The sequence below is a fragment of the Neomesorhizobium albiziae genome, assembly GCF_900114255.1.
Lineage (GTDB): Bacteria > Pseudomonadota > Alphaproteobacteria > Rhizobiales > Rhizobiaceae > Neomesorhizobium > Neomesorhizobium albiziae.
This window is the reverse complement of the sequence record NZ_FOSL01000001.1, coordinates 203,581-221,063: the sequence shown is the minus strand read 5'-3', so window position 1 is coordinate 221,063 and position 17,483 is coordinate 203,581. Positions and strand designations below refer to the sequence as shown.

15 protein-coding genes are annotated in these 17,483 nt (G+C 63.6%); 7 read left to right on the top strand and 8 right to left on the bottom strand.

Annotation, left to right across the window (positions count from 1 at the left end):
• Positions 1 to 147: 147 nt before the first annotated feature.
• Positions 148 to 978, top strand: a complete 831-nt coding sequence (locus F3H98_RS01085) for a phosphate/phosphite/phosphonate ABC transporter substrate-binding protein (RefSeq protein WP_149757406.1) — start codon at positions 148 to 150, stop codon at positions 976 to 978.
• Between the two features lie 59 nt (positions 979 to 1,037).
• On the opposite strand, the gene F3H98_RS01080 is transcribed toward F3H98_RS01085, so the two are convergent.
• The 6 genes from F3H98_RS01080 to F3H98_RS01055 all read right to left on the bottom strand — a co-directional run bounded on the left by F3H98_RS01080 (position 1,038) and on the right by F3H98_RS01055 (position 9,137).
• Positions 1,038 to 2,063: a purine-nucleoside phosphorylase gene (locus F3H98_RS01080; protein ID WP_149757404.1), complete on the bottom strand. Its 1,026-nt coding sequence runs from the start codon at positions 2,061 to 2,063 to the stop codon at positions 1,038 to 1,040.
• A 142-nt stretch (positions 2,064 to 2,205) separates the two neighbouring features.
• Positions 2,206 to 3,516, bottom strand: a complete 1,311-nt coding sequence (locus F3H98_RS01075; protein ID WP_149758324.1) for a M24 family metallopeptidase — start codon at positions 3,514 to 3,516, stop codon at positions 2,206 to 2,208.
• A 29-nt stretch (positions 3,517 to 3,545) separates the two neighbouring features.
• Entirely contained in the window at positions 3,546 to 4,316 is a 771-nt protein-coding gene (locus F3H98_RS01070; RefSeq protein WP_149757402.1) for an NYN domain-containing protein, read from the bottom strand.
• A 5-nt stretch (positions 4,317 to 4,321) separates the two neighbouring features.
• Positions 4,322 to 6,898 carry a GcvT family protein gene (locus F3H98_RS01065; protein ID WP_149757400.1) on the bottom strand — a complete coding sequence of 859 codons (2,577 nt, stop codon included), beginning with the start codon at positions 6,896 to 6,898 and terminating at the stop codon, positions 4,322 to 4,324.
• Between the two features lie 4 nt (positions 6,899 to 6,902).
• Positions 6,903 to 7,415 carry an endonuclease domain-containing protein gene (locus F3H98_RS01060; RefSeq protein ID WP_244621594.1) on the bottom strand — a complete coding sequence of 171 codons (513 nt, stop codon included), beginning with the start codon at positions 7,413 to 7,415 and terminating at the stop codon, positions 6,903 to 6,905.
• A gap of 144 nt (positions 7,416 to 7,559) precedes the next feature.
• Positions 7,560 to 9,137: a trimethylamine methyltransferase family protein gene (locus tag F3H98_RS01055; RefSeq protein WP_149757396.1), complete on the bottom strand. Its 1,578-nt coding sequence runs from the start codon at positions 9,135 to 9,137 to the stop codon at positions 7,560 to 7,562.
• 363 nt (positions 9,138 to 9,500) lie between these two features.
• Between F3H98_RS01055 and F3H98_RS01050 the strand changes: the two genes are divergently transcribed.
• The 6 genes from F3H98_RS01050 to F3H98_RS01030 all read left to right on the top strand — a co-directional run bounded on the left by F3H98_RS01050 (position 9,501) and on the right by F3H98_RS01030 (position 14,523).
• Positions 9,501 to 10,673, top strand: a complete 1,173-nt coding sequence (locus F3H98_RS01050) for an MFS transporter (RefSeq protein ID WP_149757394.1) — start codon at positions 9,501 to 9,503, stop codon at positions 10,671 to 10,673.
• Between the two features lie 89 nt (positions 10,674 to 10,762).
• A complete protein-coding gene (locus F3H98_RS01045; protein WP_149757392.1) occupies positions 10,763 to 11,926 on the top strand; it encodes an MFS transporter in 1,164 nt (387 codons plus the stop codon).
• A gap of 94 nt (positions 11,927 to 12,020) precedes the next feature.
• Positions 12,021 to 12,146, top strand: a complete 126-nt coding sequence (locus F3H98_RS32255) for a hypothetical protein (RefSeq protein ID WP_280177956.1) — start codon at positions 12,021 to 12,023, stop codon at positions 12,144 to 12,146.
• Positions 12,147 to 12,196: 50 nt separating this feature from the next.
• Entirely contained in the window at positions 12,197 to 13,579 is a 1,383-nt protein-coding gene (locus F3H98_RS01040) for an aspartate aminotransferase family protein (protein WP_149757390.1), read from the top strand.
• 58 nt (positions 13,580 to 13,637) lie between these two features.
• Complete coding sequence (locus tag F3H98_RS01035) at positions 13,638 to 14,048, top strand: carboxymuconolactone decarboxylase family protein (protein WP_149757388.1); 411 nt, start codon at positions 13,638 to 13,640, stop codon at positions 14,046 to 14,048.
• 103 nt (positions 14,049 to 14,151) lie between these two features.
• Positions 14,152 to 14,523: a hypothetical protein gene (locus F3H98_RS01030; RefSeq protein WP_149757386.1), complete on the top strand. Its 372-nt coding sequence runs from the start codon at positions 14,152 to 14,154 to the stop codon at positions 14,521 to 14,523.
• Positions 14,524 to 15,144: 621 nt separating this feature from the next.
• On the opposite strand, the gene mmsB is transcribed toward F3H98_RS01030, so the two are convergent.
• Both mmsB and F3H98_RS01020 read right to left on the bottom strand, forming a co-directional pair.
• Entirely contained in the window at positions 15,145 to 16,029 is an 885-nt protein-coding gene (gene mmsB, locus F3H98_RS01025; protein ID WP_149757384.1) for a 3-hydroxyisobutyrate dehydrogenase, read from the bottom strand.
• A gap of 152 nt (positions 16,030 to 16,181) precedes the next feature.
• A complete protein-coding gene (locus F3H98_RS01020) occupies positions 16,182 to 17,354 on the bottom strand; it encodes an isobutyryl-CoA dehydrogenase (protein ID WP_149757382.1) in 1,173 nt (390 codons plus the stop codon).
• Between the last annotated feature and the right edge of the window lie 129 nt (positions 17,355 to 17,483).

Sequence of the window (17,483 nt, the reverse complement as noted above, 5' to 3'; positions counted from 1 at the left end):
GCAATTCCTGCGCTTCCGGTGCTCACGTACCCGAATGTACACTCCGCTCCGGTTCTCGAAATCACCATTTTCGCCACGCCCTGACCTGTTTCAGACAATCTCTGCGCGCCGCTTGCATTCTTCCGCGCAATCTCCAGATGTGACGGCATGACCGAATTTATCGCAGCGCTTCCCATGTATGAATGGCCGGAGACCGGTGCGGAGACCGACGCCGAATGGGCGCGGCTTCGCGGCGCCCTGCGGGACCACGGCATAGACGCACCGGCGCGGATCGTGCGGCGCAACGCCGACCTGCCGGCTGTGCCGGGCGGCATCCGCGATGCGAACGGCCGGGTGATCGCAGCCGACCCGGCGACGCTTGCGCCCGACGAACTCGATTTCCATGCGCTGTGGCTGCATCCGCAACTGCTGTTCACACAGACCTGCTGGGGGCCGATGGAGCTCGGCCTTGCCCGGCACGTGCAGGTGATCGGCCAGCCGAGCTACGGCGCGTTCGAGGGCGGGCAGGGGGAGTTTTACTCGAGCGCGCTAGTAATGCGGCGCAGGAATAGCCCTCCTGCGGGGGATGTAGCAGCGCCTGCGAACGGCAAGGCCGCGATCCCGCTCGATCTCCTGCGTGGCAAGCGCCTGGCCTACAACAGCCTCGATTCCATGTCGGGCATCATCGCGCTGACGCGCGACCTGGGGGCTACTGGCGAGAGCCTCGATATCTTCTCCGGAAAAATCGAGAGCGGCGGCCACCGGCAGTCGATCATGTCGGTGGCCGAAGGCAAGGCGGACGTCGCGGCAATCGACTGCCGCAGCTTCGCGCTGGCGCAGCGTTTCGAGCCGGCGGCGGCAAGGGTCGATGTCGTCGGCTGGACCGCCCGCCGCAAGGGCCTCCCCTACATCACCGCCCGTACGACGCCGGACGCGCTGGTGGCGAAACTGCGCGCCGCGGTTGCCAGCATATCTGAGGCCGAGGCTCTGGTAGGTTAAGGCGGACGCCCCGATCCTGAAGCGCATGGCGCTCCAGCTATTGAGCTGATGTTTCCAAGCTACTGCGCCGGCACGCCCTTTTCCCATTCCGCCCAGCCTTCGATCACCGCGTCGGCGAATTTCGAGCCGACCCGGTAGGCGTTGGCGGTGGCCGGTCCGAAGCCACCCGATTTGGCGCTGAGCGACTCAGCGGCGGTCATGCCCTCGGGCTCGCGGTCGAAGTTCGATGCGGTGCGCAAAAGTGCGATGCGGTCGAACTGGAGCAGCCCGGCCTCGGCGCCGCGCTGCAGCGACGTCAGCGTGGCGTTGTCCTCCATCTGGGTCGTGCAGTAGTTGCCGGCGCCTTCGGTCAGCAGCGACACCCAGTCGCCCATGCTCTTGGCGGTCATCGAGCCGTGCCAGTAGGTGTCGGTCGACAGGGTATCGCAGATGCTGACCGCCGGAGCGGCGTTGCCGGGCGCGGTCTTGTAGGCGGCGCGATAGGCCTTTGCCTCGTCGCTGTCGGCGAGTTCGACCTTGGCGGTCAGCGCCAATGCCTTGTTCGCAAGCTTTTCGTTGAGCTTGTAGATTTCCGTTGCCGAGCCCCAGCCGGCCTTTTCGCCCGGACGCTTGGCGCCGAGCGCGACGACGCCGTCCGGCCAGTCAGCCGGAATCTGGCGCGGGTCGATCTCATGGCGCAGCCCCCCATCGACCGCGAAACGCGCCCAATGCGCGGAGCCCAGCGTGCCGTCGGCCGGGTCGACGCCGGCAATGCCGGCAATCAGGATGTAGCTGTTCTCCAAGTCGAAAAGGCCGCTGTGGAGAACAGCCGAGACTGAGCTTGCCGCGTTGGCGTAGCCCATCGCAGTCGTCATCACGCAAAGCCCGGCGTCATCGCAGGCGACCTCGGGATACTCCTTGGGCAGGCCGGGTATCTCCACCTTGGTGTCGAGCTTGCGGCCTTCGAGCCAGGGTTTCGTCTCGCCGCCGAACATGGTGATGACCAGCACTTTCGGGGCCAGGGTTTCTTGCGCGAAAGCGGCGGGCGCTGCGAGGCTGGCTGCAAGCGCCAGGGCGGAAAAACCGATGCGGGAAATCTGTGACATTGTGTGGCTCAATCCGGGAGAGGGAGGAAGGGGCGCTATAAAGCACGTCCACTATCCGTATCAGCGGCGCGGAGGGCTACCGGCCAAAGCGCCGTTTCTACATTAAACCGATATGCCAGACGGCGAAAAGGCCGGAGAAAGCTCAGTCGGCCAGCAGCCTCGCATCCAGCGGATAGGCCGAAAGCTGCCTGTTGCCGGTTTCGGTGATCAGCACCTGCTCCTCGATCTTCACGCCTTCGTGGCCGCCGAGCCGGCCGATATAGCTCTCCACGCAGAGCACCATGCCGGGTTCGAGCACGCCATCCGGCGTGTCGGCGGTCCAGTCGGCGGCGTGCGGCAGCGTCGGGTATTCGTCGGCCAGCCCGACCCCATGATAGAGAACGCCGTAGCGGGCGGGAAAACAGTCCTCCGGCGGGTTCTTCGAGCGCTCGGCGAGTTCGCGGAAGCCGATGCCGGGCTGCATCAGGTCGGTGTTGTGGGCGATCTGGTCGGCCGCGATGCGGTAGAGGTCTCGCTGCTCGTTGCTCGGCTTGCCGTCACCGCAGAGCCAGGTGCGCGACAGGTCGGCGCAGAAGCCGTAAGGGCCGATGAGGTCGGTGTCGAACGCGACGAGGTCGCCGGCCTCGATTTTTCGCGCTGAGCACTCCTGGAACCAGGGATTGGTGCGCGGACCCGACGACAGCAGCCGCGTCTCGATCCACTCGCCGCCGCGCGCGATGTTGCCGCGGTGCAGTTCGGCCCACAGTTCGTTTTCGGAAATGCCGGGCTTCAGCGCGGCTTCCATTTCTCCCATCGCGGCCTCGCAGGCGACGATGGAGCGACGCATGGCAAGGATTTCGTCGGGCGACTTGATCAGCCGCGCGTTCTCCATCACGGCATCGCCGTTGCCGATGGTGATGCCCAGTCGGGCGAGTTCCTCGACGCCTTCAGCGTCGAGGTGGTCGACGGCGATGCGCCGGTTGCCGCCGCCATGCTCGCGCACGAGATCGGCAATGCCACCCGCCCAGCGCTTGACGCGCTGTTCGCTTAACTCGCCGCCGTAGAGATACATCCAAGATACGGCCGGTCGCACCTCGTCGACGACACCGGAATGGTCCGACAGGTGCTCGCAGGAGAAATAATCGAACAGCACCACCGGGCCTTCCGCCGCAACGAAGCAGTGGCGGGTCGGGTTGTGGGCGACCCACAGCTGCATGTTGGTGGAATCCGTGGCGTAGCGGATGTTGACCGGGTCGTAGAGCAGCGCGCCGGCATAGCCGCGGCGCTTCAGTTGGGCGCGGATGCGCTGCAGACGGTATTTCCGCATCGCCGGCAGGTCAGGCGCAGGGATGCCGGCGGCGGCCCATTCGGCCTCTGCGGCTTGCCCGTAGCCCAGAACATGCTGGTTGAGGGAGGCTGCCTTGTCGCGGGCGCTCTCGCGCAACTGCTCGACCGAGCCCGGCTCGAAAGGCATGATCTTGCGATGGCGCCCGAAATTGGAAGTCAACGTCGTCCACCCGATCTGCGCTTTGACTCGGTTGCGCTCTTCAGCTTGATACGCGGCGCCTTGCCTTCGGCATGGTCGACGTCGAACGTGCCGATGTCCCTCACGAGGTCGATCAGCTTGCGAAAGCCGTATGTGCGGGAGTCGAAATCCGGCGCGAGGTTGGCGAGGCTCTTTCCGACCGAACCAAGAAGCACCCAGCCGTCGCCGGACTCCAACTGCTCCACGACCTGCTCGACCGCCTTGCGCAGGATCGGAATGGCTTCCTTCGGCTCGACAAGGGGCTTCTTCGCGGCATCGGGCCTTGGTTGACCACCGGAAGCCGCCTGCAGCAAGTTTTCCGTGTAGATAAACCGCCTGCAGGCTTGGCGGAAACTCTCCGGCGTTTTTTGCTCACCGAAGCCGAACACGTCTATGCCATGCTCGCGAATTCTCGACGCCAGCCGCGTGAAATCGCTATCGGAAGACACGAGGCAGAAACCATCAAACCGGCCGCTGTGAAGAAGGTCCATCGCATCAATCACAAGCGTGATGTCGGAAGCGTTCTTTCCGCTCGTGTAGGCAAACTGCTGCTGGGGGATAATCGCGTGCTTTGCGAGAATGTCAGCCCAGGACTTCATTCGCGTGCTGGAGAAGTCGCCATAGATGCGCCGAACACTCGCTTCGCCGATCTTGGCGATCTCCTCGAAGAGGCCGTCCGCGATCTTTGCTGACGTATTGTCAGCGTCGATCAGGACCGCGAGCCTCGGTGAGCGGCTTTCAATCGCCAACGACATCAACCCCGCATCTTTTCGCCAGCAGGGTCGAAGGGTGGGGCGACGTTGATGCGGGCGGGGCGGCGGCGGCCGAGGATTTCGATCTCGAACAGGCCTTCGGCCTCGTTCTCGGCAAGCGCTGCCGGCACGTAGCCCTGCGCCATCGATTTCTCGACGTAATGCGCAAAGCCGCCGGAGGTGACCCAGCCGACGACGCGCCAGTCGCCGTCGACGATGCCGCGGATGCCGGAGGAATCGCTGCCGTTGGCGGCCTTCGAGCCGCTGACTTCCTTGCCACTCTCGTCGAAGCGCGGCGCGCCATAGCCGTGCGGCTTTTCCACCGTGCCGTAATCGGTCGGCACTTTCGCCCAGATCGGCTCGTCGCCCATCACGTCGGCATCCCTGGCGTCGACCAGGAAGGAGACGCGGCGCAGCTTCGGCCCGGCCTCCAGCTCCCTGGCTGCGGCATCGCGGCCGATGAAGTCGTTCTTCTCCATCTTGATGAAACGGTCCATCGAACCTTCGAAGACGCCATAGATGGGCCTCAGCTCGCGGAACCAGGTCGGGAAGTTCTTCTCCAGCCGCATCGACAACAAGGCGCGCATGCCGAAATCGACGATGCCGAATTCCTCGCCGGCCTGCTTGATCGCCGCATAAACCAGACGCTGGTAAGCCGGCGCCATCCAGATCTCGTAGCCGAGATCGCCGGTGTAGGTGATGCGGTTGACCATGCAGGGGGCGCCGCCGACCGCCATTTCGCGGAAATCCATGAAGCGGAAGGCTTTGGTCGAAACGTCCTCATCGACCAGCTTGGCAAGCAGCGCCTGCGCTTTCGGGCCGGCGATCGACAGGCCGACCAGCGTCTGGTCGAAGCGGTGGAGCCTGACGGAACCATCCTTCGGCAGCTGCTTTTCGAACCAGCGCATGTGGTATTTCTGCGCCGCCGAAGAACCCCAGATCATGAACTTCTCGTCGGCGGTCTTGGCGATGGTGAAATCGCCGATCAGGCGGCCGAATTCGTTGAGCATCGGGGTGAGCACCAGCCGGCCCTTTTTCGGCATGCGGTTGGTCATCAGCCGGTTGAGGAAATCTTCGGCACCTGGACCCGACACTTCATATTTGGCGAAGTTGGCGATCTCGGTGACGCCGACGCGTTCGCGCGTCGTCCGCACCTCGTTGCCGATATGCTCGAAATCGTTGGAGCGGTGGAAAGAGACAATGTCCTTCGGCTCGCTGCCCTTCGGCGCAAACCACAAAGGTGTCTCCAGGCCCCACGAGTCGCCCATGACGGCGTTGTTGGCGACCATCGTGTCGTAGAGCGGCGTGGTCTGCGCGGGCCTTGCCGCGGGCAGTTCCTCGTTGGGGAAGCGGATGGAAAAACGCCTGGAATAGTTTTCGCGCACCTTGGCGTTGGTGTAGCGCAGCGAGGCCCACTCGCCGAAGCGGGCGACGTCCATGCCCCAGACGTCGAAGCCGGGGTCGCCGTTGACCATCCAGTTGGACAGCGCCAGCCCGACGCCGCCGCCTTGGCTGAAGCCGGCCATGACCGCGCAGGCGCACCAGAAATTGGTGAGGCCCTGCACCGGGCCGACCAGCGGGTTGCCGTCCGGCGCAAAGGTGAAGGGGCCGTTGATGATCTGCTTGATGCCGGCCTTTTCGATGCCGGGGAAGTGGCGGAAGCCGACTTCCAGCGACGGCGCGATGCGGTCGATATCGGGCTGCAGCAATTCGTGGCCGAAGTTCCATGGAGTGTTGACCGGCGACCACGGCTTGGCGGCCTTTTCATAGGTGCCGAGCAGGATGCCGTTGCGCTCCTGGCGGGTGTAAATCTCGCCCTTGAAGTCGATGACGCCGATCATCTCGCGGCCGGTTTCCTTGTTGAAGGCCTCGACCTCCGGCATCGGCTCGGTGAGCAGGTACATGTGCTCCATGGCAAGCAGGGGCAGCTCAACGCCCACCATCCGGCCGACCTCGCGCGCCCACAGGCCGCCGCAGTTGACCACGTGCTCGGCTTTCACCGTGCCTTGCTCGGTGATGACGTTCCACGTGCCATCCGGATCCTGCGTCAATTCGACGACGCGGTTGCGCAATACTATCTCGGCGCCGAGGTTCTTCGCCGCCTTGGCGTAGGCATGGGTTGTGCCGGACGGGTCGAGATGGCCCTCGACCGGGTCCCACATGGCGCCGACGAAGTTTTTCTCGTCCATCAGCGGGAACATCGCCTTGGCCTCGGACGGGGTGATCAGCTCGGTTTCCATGCCGAGATAGCGACCCTTGGCGTGGCTGAGACGCAGGAAATCCATGCGCTCGGGCGTATCGGCCATCATCACGCCGCCGGTGAGGTGCAGGCCGCAGGATTGGCCGGAAAGCTCCTCGATCTCCTTGTAGAGCTGCACGGTATAGGCCTGCAGCTTGGCGACGTTGGGATCGCCGTTCAGCGTGTGGAAGCCGCCGGCGGCATGCCAGGACGAGCCGGAGGTGAGCTCCGAGCGCTCGATCAGCATGACGTCGGTCCAGCCGGCGCGGGCGAGGTGGAACAGCACCGAACAGCCGACGACGCCGCCGCCGATGACAACCGCTTTAACGTGGGATTTCATATGGTTATTTCTCGTTTATCAGAAGTTGATTCAATGGCCCGAAGCCCGGTCCTGCGATCGGCGGCGGGTTGGCTTGTGGGCTGTAGACAAATCGCAGGTCCGCTGCGGTAACGTCTTCGGCCAATCGCCCATCGAGCGCGGCCAGGATGGTTTCGCAGACGGAGACGCGGTGTTTCAGGACGTCGTGATTCCAGAAGCGAAGGGTCGAATAGCCTGCCAAGCGCATGAATTCGTCTCGGCGTCGATCGTAGGCGTTGTCGGCGTGCTGGCTGCCGTCGATTTCGACGACGAGGGATTTCTCCCGGCAAGCGAAGTCAGCGAAATATGGTCCGATCGGGAACTGACGCGTGAATTTGTAACCACCGAGTTGGCGACGCTTCAACTCGAGCCACAGCATTGCCTCAGCTTGGTTATCGCGCTGCCTGAGATCGCGCGCCCGGCCGGTAATACCTGGTTTGCGGCGGCTTCTGCTTTTGGAAAGGCCTTCCCCCACTCCGTCGCCGCTGCGCGGCGCCACCTCTCCCCCCTCCGGAGGGAGAGGAAGGATGCCAGGCGTCGTGAGTTCGCGCATTTCCTCTCCCCCGTCGAACGGGGGAGAGGTGGTCCGCGTAGCGGACCGGAGTGGGGGTCGATCCTTATCTGACATGACGGTCGACAACGCTCAAAAATCCGTCGGCGCTCCGCCTTCGGCGATGCGCTTGTCGACAAAGGCGTTGAGTTCCTCGCGGATCGCCGGGTCGATGTACGGCTCCTCGTAGGTTGCAAGCCGCTCCTTCCAGACGCGGTTGGCGCGGTCGATTGCGGTTGGCGAACCGGCCTCGGCCCAGGTCTCGAAATTGCGCCAGTCGGAGATGATCGGCGAATAGAAGGCTGTCTTGTAGCGGTCCTGGGTGTGCTGGGTGCCGAAGAAATGGCCGCCCGGGCCGACCGACTGGATGGCGTCGAAGCCCAAAGCCTCGTCGGAAAGATCGAGCGGCGTCAGGAATTCCGCCACCATCTGCAGGAGATCGATGTCGAGGATGGTTTTCTCGAAGGAGCAGCGCAGGCCGCCCTCGAGCCAGCCGGCGGCGTGCATCATCAGGTTGCCACCGCCCTGCACGGCGCCCCATAGCGAGAAGACGCTTTCATAGGCGGCCTGGGCGTCGACCGTGTTGGCGGCGCAGGTGTTCGAGGTGCGGTAGGGGATGTTGTAGCGGCGCGCCAGCTGGCCGCCGACAAGCTGCGCCTTCATGTATTCCGGCGTGCCGAAGGCGGGCGCGCCCGACTTCATGTCGACATTCGAGGTGAAGCCGCCGTAGCCGACCGGCGCGCCCTTGCGCACCATCTGCGAAAAGGCGATTCCGGCCAGCGCTTCGGCATTCTGCTGGACCAGCGCCCCGGCGATCGTCACCGGCGCCATGGCGCCAGACAGCGTGAAGGGGGTGACGATGACCACCTGGCCCATCGACGACATCTGGATGATGCCTTCCATCATCGGCACGTCGAGCTTGAGCGGCGAGTTGGTGTTGATGATGGTGAAGACCGACGGTTCGTCCATCAATTGCTCGCGGGAAATGCCGCGGGCGATGCGGGTGATCTCGATGCCGTCGACATTGCGCTCCTTACCGAGCGAATAGATGTGGAACACCTTGTCGGTGAGCAGCGCGAGGTCGCGTATGCATTCGAGGTGGCGGATCGACGGATGGATGTCGATCGGCTCGACGGGGTAGCCGCCCGTGCAGTTGAGAATGTTGTGCATCTGCGCGAGCTTGAGGAAATTGCGGTAGTCGACTTGGTTGCCGGGCCGGCGGCCACGGTCGACGTCGGAGCAGTTGGGCGCCGACGCCATCATCGAAATGATCAAATTGTCGCCGCCGAAGCGCACATTGTGGGCCGGGTTGCGGGCATGGATGGTGAATTCCGACGGGCAATGCGAAATCAGCTCCAGAATCATGTCGCTGTCGAAACGCACGCGCTCGGAACCGGCGCGCACGTCGGCGCCATGTTCCTTCATGATCTGGCGGGCGCCGTCATGCAGCACATCCACCCCGATTTCCCTGAGCACGCGCAGCGAGGCGAGGTGGATCGATTCCAGTTCGTCGTCTGAAACCAGCCTGGTCGGCTGCAGCGGATTTTTCAGCTGCCGGAACGCCGGCTGTTCGAAAGCCGCCGAACCGCCGGCGCGCTTTCCTGCACGGCCGCCGCGGCGGGCGCGATCGGTTGCCAGAACCGGCTCGGCGGGGTGCAGTGCAGCGGTCATGATAAGCCTCATGGGTCATGCGGAATGTCGGCAGCATATTGGACCGGCGGCAAATCCGGCATTGCGGACGTGACGACCACTAGGGCGAGCAAAGCGACATGACGCGGCGTGACTGGACCTGCGGTTCGGCGTGGCTGAAACCTGCCCCTGCGTGTGGCTGCTTGCCGGACTGCTCAACCCCTTCTAAGAGCCGTTTGGAAACTCTACTGCGGCGGCCAACTAACGGCGTTTTCTGCGCTTCGGGTGCTCACGTACCTATCCGTACGCTCCGGTTCTCGAAACGACCGCCATTGGCTCATCGCAGCGAGTTATCAAACAGCCTCCAATGCCTAAAACACCGGCCTCCAGCCTCAAAGAGCCGCAATGACGCCTTCCGCACCTGCCGCCGAACCGCCCCTGCAATGGGCAGCGCTTGCCGGCGTTACCGCGGCACTCGCCATGTTCGGCGCTGCGCAGGGTCTGAGCTATCCGCTGTTTACCCTGCTCATGCAGAAACAGGGCATGTCGCCGGGGCTGATCGGGCTTTCGGCGGCGATGATGCCGTTCGGGCTCATCCTGTCGGCCTCGCTGGTGCCGGCCGCCGTGCGGATCTTCGGCGCCCGCCGGCTGGCGGTCGGCTGTTCGCTGATCGGCGCGCTTTGCTTCTTCGCGATCGGCTATCTGCAGGACTGGGTCGGCTGGTTCGTGGTGCGTTTCATGCTGGGCGTGGTGATCAACCCGCTCTACGTGCTTGGCGAGGTGTGGGCGTTGTCGCTGGCGCCGGCATCGCGCCGGGGCAGGGTGATGGGCATATTCAACACGGTGCTGGGCGCCGGCTACGCGATGGGACCGCTGGTGCTGACCGCTGTCGGTACGGCCGGCTGGACGCCCTTCCTGATCGGGATCGCCGGTTTCGTCATCTGCGCCGTGATCCTGCGCGCCGTCTCGTCGAGCCTTGCCGGCTTCGAGGATGACGGCCAGCCTTCGGGCGGCGTCGCGGGTTTCGCCAGGCAGGCGCCGGCGCTGCTGCTGGCGGTTCTGGTCGCGGCGGCGGTCCAGCAGAGCACCTATTCGCTGATGCCGGTGTTCGGTTCCGCCTACGGGCTGGCGGAGGCCACGCTGGCGGCGCTGGTGATGGCGCTGTCGGCCGGCAACATCCTGTTCCAGGTTCCGCTCGGCCTAATGGCGGAACGGTTCGGCGGCCGGCTGATGATCCTGTTTTGCGCGACGATGACGGCTTTATGCGCGTTGCTGCTGCCGGTTCTCATCACGACGCCTGCCATCTGGCTGGTGCTGGTGGTGATGGGCGCGGTCGGCTACGGCGTCTACACGATGGCGCTGGTCGAGCTGGGAAGCCGGTTCAGAGGAACCGCGCTGGTGGCCGGCAATGCCGCATTCGCGCTGATGTGGGGCGCGGGCGGTGTCGTGGGACCGCCCGGCTCGGGCCTCTTGATGCAGGCGCTCGGGCCGCTCGGCCTGCCCACGGTTATCATCAGCCTCGACGTGGCGCTGATCGCATTCGCGATCTATCGCTCGCTGCAGCGACGCACGGCCTGATAAGCGCTGGCGCAAACGGTTTCCGCCGCCGGCGCTTTCGCCGATCCCCACTGACCGCTAAGGATTTGCGCTTCAAACCGGTGCGGACCATGACCCTGGCGGAAACCAACGGCGAAACGACGGCGACCAACTGGGCGGCGCTTGCCGGCATCATCGCGACCGTTTCGGTCTTCGCCATCGCGCAGGGGCTGGGTTACCCGCTGCTCAGTTTCATCCTGCAGCGGCAGGGGATGTCGCCCTCGATGATCGGCCTGTCAGCGGCGATGACGCCGCTCGGCTTCATCCTGTCGGCGCCGCTCATTCCCTTGCTTTCACGGCGTTTCGGGGCAGGGCGCACCGCACTTTCCTGCGCCGGCATTGCTGCCCTGCTGCTCGCCCTGATCGGCTGGCAGCAGAATGTCTGGCTGTGGTTCCCGCTGCGCTTCCTGCTCGGCTTCACGGTCAATCCGCTCTATGTGATCAGCGAAACATGGCTGATCTCACTGACGCCGCCGGCAAAGCGCGGCCGCATCATGGGTGTCTACACCTCGATCATCTCGGCGGGCTTTGCGCTTGGCCCGGTTACGCTGGCCTTCGTCGGTACGACCGGCTGGCCGCCCTTCCTGGTCGGCATCGGGGCTTTCTTGCTGTGCGGCCTCTGCCTGCTCAAGGTGTTGCCGAAGCTGCCCGACCTCCACGACGGCCACACGCAACAGGCCTCGGTCGGACGTTTCATGCCGCAGGCGCGGCTGCTGCTCTTCGCGGTGTTCGCGGCGGCGGCGTTCGAGCAGGTGGCGCTGGCGCTAATGTCTGTCTACGGAAAGGGCTATGGCAGCTCCGAAGCGAAGATATCGATGCTGCTTGCGGTTTTCGTTGCGGGGAATATCGCCTTGCAGATTCCTCTCGGCATGCTCGCCGAACGGCAGGGTGCGCACCGCGCCTTGCTGCTTTGCGCGCTGGCAACTGTGTTCGGCTGTCTGCTCCTGCCGTTGTCGTTCAATTCAATGCTCGTCTGGCCTGTCGTGTTCGTCTGGGGCGCCGTGTCGTTCGGCATCTACACGATGGCGCTGATCCAGCTTGGCGAACGCTTCTCCGGTTCCATGCTGATGGCGGGCAATGCGGCGTTCGCCATGGTCTGGGGCATCGGCGGCATTGCCGGCCCGCCTGTCACCGGGCTGATGATGGATATCGTCGGAATCCAGGGTTTTCCGCTGGCGCTCGGACTGCTCTGCCTGGCCCTGTTTGCGGCGCAGGCGGCCCGCGGCAAAACCTGACACGACACCGGCGCTGGCATGCATGGGAGTGGCCTTTCCCGGCTCGCTCGCTTGGCGCTTGAACTGGCCGAACAGCGCGGCCTAAGATGCGTGCATGACCAGAAGCATTGCATTTCCCGCGATCGCCGATGTCGCGTCGACGCCATCGGCGCGCACGCGGCATACGGAGTTGCTGCGGCTTTGCGCTCGCATCGGCTATTCGCCACCCGCCTTCCGTTGATTTCGCCGCCCGGCGGTTGCCGGACCGATTCAACTGGAAGGACCAAATCCATGACTTATCAAAACTATTCGCTGAAGCAGCTGCAGGCGATCGACGCCGCGCACCATCTCCACCCATTCACCGACCACAAGGAATTGCGCGGCATCGGATCGCGCATGATCACCCGCGCCGACGGGCCGTTCATCTATGATAGCGAGGGGAAGGAGATCCTCGACGGCATGGCCGGGCTGTGGTGCGTCAACATCGGCTATGGCCGCAGCGAACTTGCCGACGCGGCTCACGCGCAGATGAAGGAACTGCCCTACTACAACAACTTCTTCAAATGCTCGACGCCGACGCCGACGCTGCTGGCCAAGAAGATCGCCGAACTGGCGCCGAAGAACATCAACCAGGTTTTCTTCGGCTCATCGGGTTCCGAGGCCAACGACACGGCTGTGCGGCTGGTGCGCCACTACTGGGCGCTGGAGGGCAAGCCGCAGAAGAACCGCATCATCTCGCGCCAGATGGCCTACCACGGCTCGACCATCGCCGGCACCTCGCTCGGCGGCATGGAGGGCATGCACGGCCAGCTTGGCGGCGCGGTGCCCAATATCGTGCACGTGATGATGCCTTACGCCTACGAACTGGGACTGCCGGGCGAAAGCGACCACGATTTCGGCTTGCGCGCCGCAAAAGCCGTCGAGGACGCCATTCTCGAAGCAGGCGCGGAAAATGTCGCGGCTTTCATCGGCGAGCCGATCCAGGGCGCGGGCGGCGTGAAAATACCGCCGGCAAGCTACTGGCCGGAAATCCAGCGCATCTGCCGCAAATACGATGTGCTCCTGATGCTCGACGAGGTCATCACTGGTTACGGCCGCACCGGCGAATGGTTCGCCGCGCAGTCGATGGGTATCGAGGCGGACACCATCACCACGGCAAAGGCGCTGACCTCGGGATATCAGCCGCTGTCGGCGCTGCTGGTCGGCGACCGCATCGCCTCGACGCTGGTCGAGAAGGGCGGCGAGTTCTATCATGGCTATACCTATTCAGGGCATCCGGTCGCCTGCGCCGTCGCCCTGAAGAACCTCGAGATCATCGAGCGCGAAGGCATGGTCGAGCGGGTGAAGAACGACACCGGCCCGTATTTCGCCGAAAAGCTTCAGGCGCGCATCGCACCACATGGCCTGGTCGGCGAAGTCCGCACCTTCGGGTTCCTGGCGGCAATCGAGATCGTCAAGGACAAGAAGACGCGAGAGCGTTTCATGGAGCCGGGTTCGGCCGCAGTGACAATACGCGATCATGCGATTGCCAATGGCATGATGCTGCGCGCCACCGGCGACACGATGATCATGTCGCCGCCGCTGATCTGGACACGCGACACCATCGACATGGCCTGCGACCGCCTGCTGATGGCGCTTGACCTTGCCGAGGCGGACTTGCGCCGCAAACCCTGATGGAACTGAAACGAACCGGGCAGGGCGGCCTTCGCCCTGTCAACAAGCGGAGTGCACCATGACCGGAAAAGCCATCGTTCCCTTGATCGAATATGAAATGGCGGACGATGCGGTACGCGCCGTCTATGACGACATCATGCAGACCCGAAAGGTCGACTGGATCAACAATTTCTGGAAGGTGCTGGCGCATGATCCGGCGCTGTTGAAACGCACCTGGGAAACGCTGCGCGACGTCATGGCGCCCGGCGCGCTCGATCCCCTGGTCAAGGAAATGATCTATATCGCGGTGTCGGCGACCAATGGCTGCGAATATTGCACCTATTCGCACACCGCCGCGGCGCGCTCGAAGGGCTTGAGCGAGGCGCAACTGATGGAACTGCTGGCGGTGGTCGGCATGGCCAACGAAACCAACCGCCTGGCCAACGGGCTGCGCCCGCCGATCGACGTGCAGTTCGAACCGCACGGTTGAACGCGCATCCTTCACGAGGATGTGCTATCGGGCGGTCGGAACGTTCGGTTGCGCGGGGCGTTGGGATTGGTCCGGGTCTATCGGATTTTGAGGGAAAATTTTCATGACAAAACGACGCAGCCGCAGAGCGACGCGCGAAACCGCGACGATCGCCGGCAATCTGATGCTGGCGCCGATGGTGGCCGCAATGCGGCTGCCGCTGATGGCCAGCGAAAGCCGCGGTGACAATCCGTTCGGCATCGAGACGCAGCGCGCCATCGCCGAGAAGAACGCGGCGATCGCCGAAGGCATTCTCGCCGCGCAGATGTCGATGATCCAGTCGGCGTGGCGGTTCTGGCCGGAAGTGCTTTCCGGCCGCACGCCCTCGGTGCTCAACGGCGTCGCCGCCGAACGCTCGATGAACGCCGCACTGAAGCCGGCAAGCCGCCGGGTGAAGGCGAATTTCAAGCGGCTGGCGCGCAGCCCTCAGGGCTGAACCTCCCCGACGCGGGAGCTGGCGGTCGATCATTTCGGCTGGTCCGGAGCGGTTCCGGTTCGTTCAGAACCGAAAACTCGCTCTTACAGCGCGTCGCGCCGAATGGGATTCGGCGACCGCGCCGTAAATTCTTGTTGTGCATGTCGTTTCTCCCGAAACCGAGGACACTTTCGGGCGACATGCATTTAATATTTGTTTTGCCGCATTTATCGGACGCCAAATGTTCCATTCGGCTGCAAATGCTCTCAACGCAAAAACCGCGCCCCAGAGGGAACGCGGCTTTGCCAGTATACGCATGGCCCATCGCCGACTGTACAAGGCGAAGGTAACAGCTCCGGTACGCGAGACCTGATCCGGAGCGGAAGGCGGTTGCGATGACCGCCTTGCAATCTGTTTTAGACGGACATCGTTACCGCGTGGTTATCGAGAGCTTAAGCAAATCTAAATTTGCCGATTTTTGGGCGTCGAGCCCATTCCATCCCTGTTGAACCGGAATGGAGCTTCATCCCTTGGTGGAGCCTGGAGCGGTTGCGGTTCTTTCAGAACCGGCACCTCGCTCTAACTAATTGTTTTGCCGCATTTATGCGGACGCCAAATGATTCCATTTGGCTGCAAAATGCTCTACGTCGCGTCACCGCGCAGGAAGTTGATGATGCCGGAAAAGTCGGTTCCGGCGCCGCCCTGCGCATTGAACAACTGATAAAGCTGGGTCGCTTCCGCGCCGAGCGGGGTTGCAGCGCCGGCGCCTTGCGCTGCTTCCTGGGCGAGCTTGAGGTCTTTCAGCATCAGGGCTGCGGCGAAGCCCGGCTTGTAGTCGCGGTTGGCCGGCGATGCCGGCACCGGCCCCGGAACCGGGCAATAGGTGGTGAGCGACCAACACTGGCCGGACGACGTGGATGCCACGTCGAACAGCGCCTGATGCGACAGGCCGAGCTTTTCGGCCAACACGAAAGCCTCACTGACGCCGATCATCGAAATGCCGAGGATCATGTTGTTGCAGATCTTCGCCGCCTGGCCCGCACCTGCCTCGCCGCAATGCACGATGCGGCCGGCCATCGGTTTCAGGATCGGCTCGGCCTTTGCGAAAGCCTCCCTGGCGCCGCCGGCCATGAAGGTGAGGGTGCCAGCCGTTGCACCGCCAGTGCCGCCGGAAACCGGCGCGTCGATCGAGCCCAGCCCGTGCTTTGCCGCTATGGCATGGGCCTTTCGCGCCGATTCCACGTCGATCGTCGAGGAATCGATGAAAAGCGCACCTTTTCCTGCCTTTGGCGCGATATCTTCATAGACCGAGAGCACATGCTTGCCGGCCGGTAGCATGGTGATCACCACCTCGGCGTCCTTGATGGCGGCGGGCGCATTGGCCATTACCACCACGCCATTGTCCTTGGCCACCGTCAGATTTTCTGGAACGAGATCGAACCCGTGCACCGTGTGACCCGCCTTGACGAGATTGGCAGCCATCGGGTTGCCCATATTGCCGAGGCCGATGAAGGCGATGGTGGTCATGTGGTAGTTCCTCCGGAATGTAGGGCGGTAGGCAGTAGGCAGTAGGCAGTGGGCAGTGGGCAGTGGGCAGTAGGCGAAGTTCCTTCTCGGCTTTTGCTTGGCTAGATCGCGCATTGCGACTGCCGACTGCCTAATACCGACTGCCCTATTCGCTACCTTCCAATCAAATGCCTAGCGATGATGACGCGCATGATCTCGTTGGTGCCTTCGAGAATCTGGTGGACGCGCAGGTCGCGCACCAGTTTTTCTACGCCGTAGTCGTGGAGATAGCCGTAGCCGCCGAAAATCTGCAACGCGTCGTTGGCGATGTCGAAGCCGGTGTCGGTGACAAAGCGCTTGGCCATCGCCGACCATTTGCCGGCATCGGGCGCCTTGCGGTCGAGCTTCGAGGCTGCCGTGTAGAGCAGCATGCGCGATGCCTGCAACTCGGTTTCCATGTCAGCCAGTTTGAACTGCAAGGCCTGGAACTGGTTGATCTTCTGGCCAAACGCCTTGCGCTCGTCGGCATAACCCAGCGCCTTGTCGAATGCCGACTGCGCGCCGCCCAGCGAACAGGCGGCGATGTTGAGGCGGCCCCCGTCGAGGCCGGCCATGGCGATGCGGAAGCCGGCGCCTTCGCCGGTCAAAAGGTTCTCTGCCGGCACCTTGCAATCCTCGAAGATGACCTGACGGGTCGATTGCATGTGCCAGCCCATCTTGTTTTCCACCGCGCCGAAGGACAGCCCCGGCGCGTCCTTGGGGATGACCAGGGTGGAAATGCCCTTCGGGCCGTCCTCGCCGGTGCGCACCATGGTGACGTAGACATCGCTGTCGCCGGCGCCGGAAATGAACTGCTTGGCGCCGTTCAGCACATAATCGCTGCCATTGCCGCCGGAACGCACGGCACGGGTCTTCAGCGCGGCGGCGTCGGAGCCGGAGCCGGGTTCGGTCAGGCAATAGCTGCCCAGCAGTTCCATCGAGGTCAGTTTCGGCAGGAAACGCTGGCGCTGTTCCTCATTGCCGAACACGTCGATCATCCACGACGCCATGTTGTGGATGGAAATGAAGGACGCGAAGGCCGGGCAGGCCTGCGACAGCGCCTCGAAAATGAGCACCGCATCGAGCCGGCCGAGGCCGGAGCCGCCGACATCGTCGCTGATATAGATGCCGCCGAGGCCGAGCGGGCCAGTCTCGCGGATCACATCGTCGGGAAAATGCCGTTTCTTGTCCCATTCCAGCGCGTTGGGAGCAACGCGATCGGCCGCGAAGGCGCGAGCCATGTCCTGGATGGCGCGCTGGTCTTCGTTGAGTTCGAATTGACCGGCGGTTCCGACAACGGCGTCCATGGCGTCCTCCCTGAAGGTACGTTGAGGTTCAGGTGATGCCGGCCTGCAAATGGCGGCTTTCTCCGCTTCCGGTGCTCACGTACTCGAATGTACGCTGCGCTCCGGTTCTCGAAATCCACCCTTTTCGGC

Excerpts from the sequence above, each read along its gene's own strand:
- F3H98_RS01020 (WP_149757382.1), bottom strand. The coding sequence starts at position 17,354 with ATGGACGCCGTTGTCGGAACCGCCGGTCAATTCGAACTCAACGAAGAC.
- F3H98_RS01075 (WP_149758324.1), bottom strand. The coding sequence starts at position 3,516 with ATGCCTTTCGAGCCGGGCTCGGTCGAGCAGTTGCGCGAGAGCGCCCGC.
- F3H98_RS01085 (WP_149757406.1), top strand. The coding sequence starts at position 148 with ATGACCGAATTTATCGCAGCGCTTCCCATGTATGAATGGCCGGAGACC.
- F3H98_RS32255 (WP_280177956.1), top strand. The coding sequence starts at position 12,021 with ATGACCAGAAGCATTGCATTTCCCGCGATCGCCGATGTCGCGTCGACG.
- F3H98_RS01035 (WP_149757388.1), top strand. The coding sequence starts at position 13,638 with ATGACCGGAAAAGCCATCGTTCCCTTGATCGAATATGAAATGGCGGAC.
- mmsB (WP_149757384.1), bottom strand. The coding sequence starts at position 16,029 with ATGACCACCATCGCCTTCATCGGCCTCGGCAATATGGGCAACCCGATG.
- F3H98_RS01055 (WP_149757396.1), bottom strand. The coding sequence starts at position 9,137 with ATGACCGCTGCACTGCACCCCGCCGAGCCGGTTCTGGCAACCGATCGC.
- F3H98_RS01050 (WP_149757394.1), top strand. The coding sequence starts at position 9,501 with ATGACGCCTTCCGCACCTGCCGCCGAACCGCCCCTGCAATGGGCAGCG.
- F3H98_RS01045 (WP_149757392.1), top strand. The coding sequence starts at position 10,763 with ATGACCCTGGCGGAAACCAACGGCGAAACGACGGCGACCAACTGGGCG.
- F3H98_RS01040 (WP_149757390.1), top strand. The coding sequence starts at position 12,197 with ATGACTTATCAAAACTATTCGCTGAAGCAGCTGCAGGCGATCGACGCC.
- F3H98_RS01065 (WP_149757400.1), bottom strand. The coding sequence starts at position 6,898 with ATGAAATCCCACGTTAAAGCGGTTGTCATCGGCGGCGGCGTCGTCGGC.
- F3H98_RS01030 (WP_149757386.1), top strand. The coding sequence starts at position 14,152 with ATGACAAAACGACGCAGCCGCAGAGCGACGCGCGAAACCGCGACGATC.
- F3H98_RS01080 (WP_149757404.1), bottom strand. The coding sequence starts at position 2,063 with ATGTCACAGATTTCCCGCATCGGTTTTTCCGCCCTGGCGCTTGCAGCC.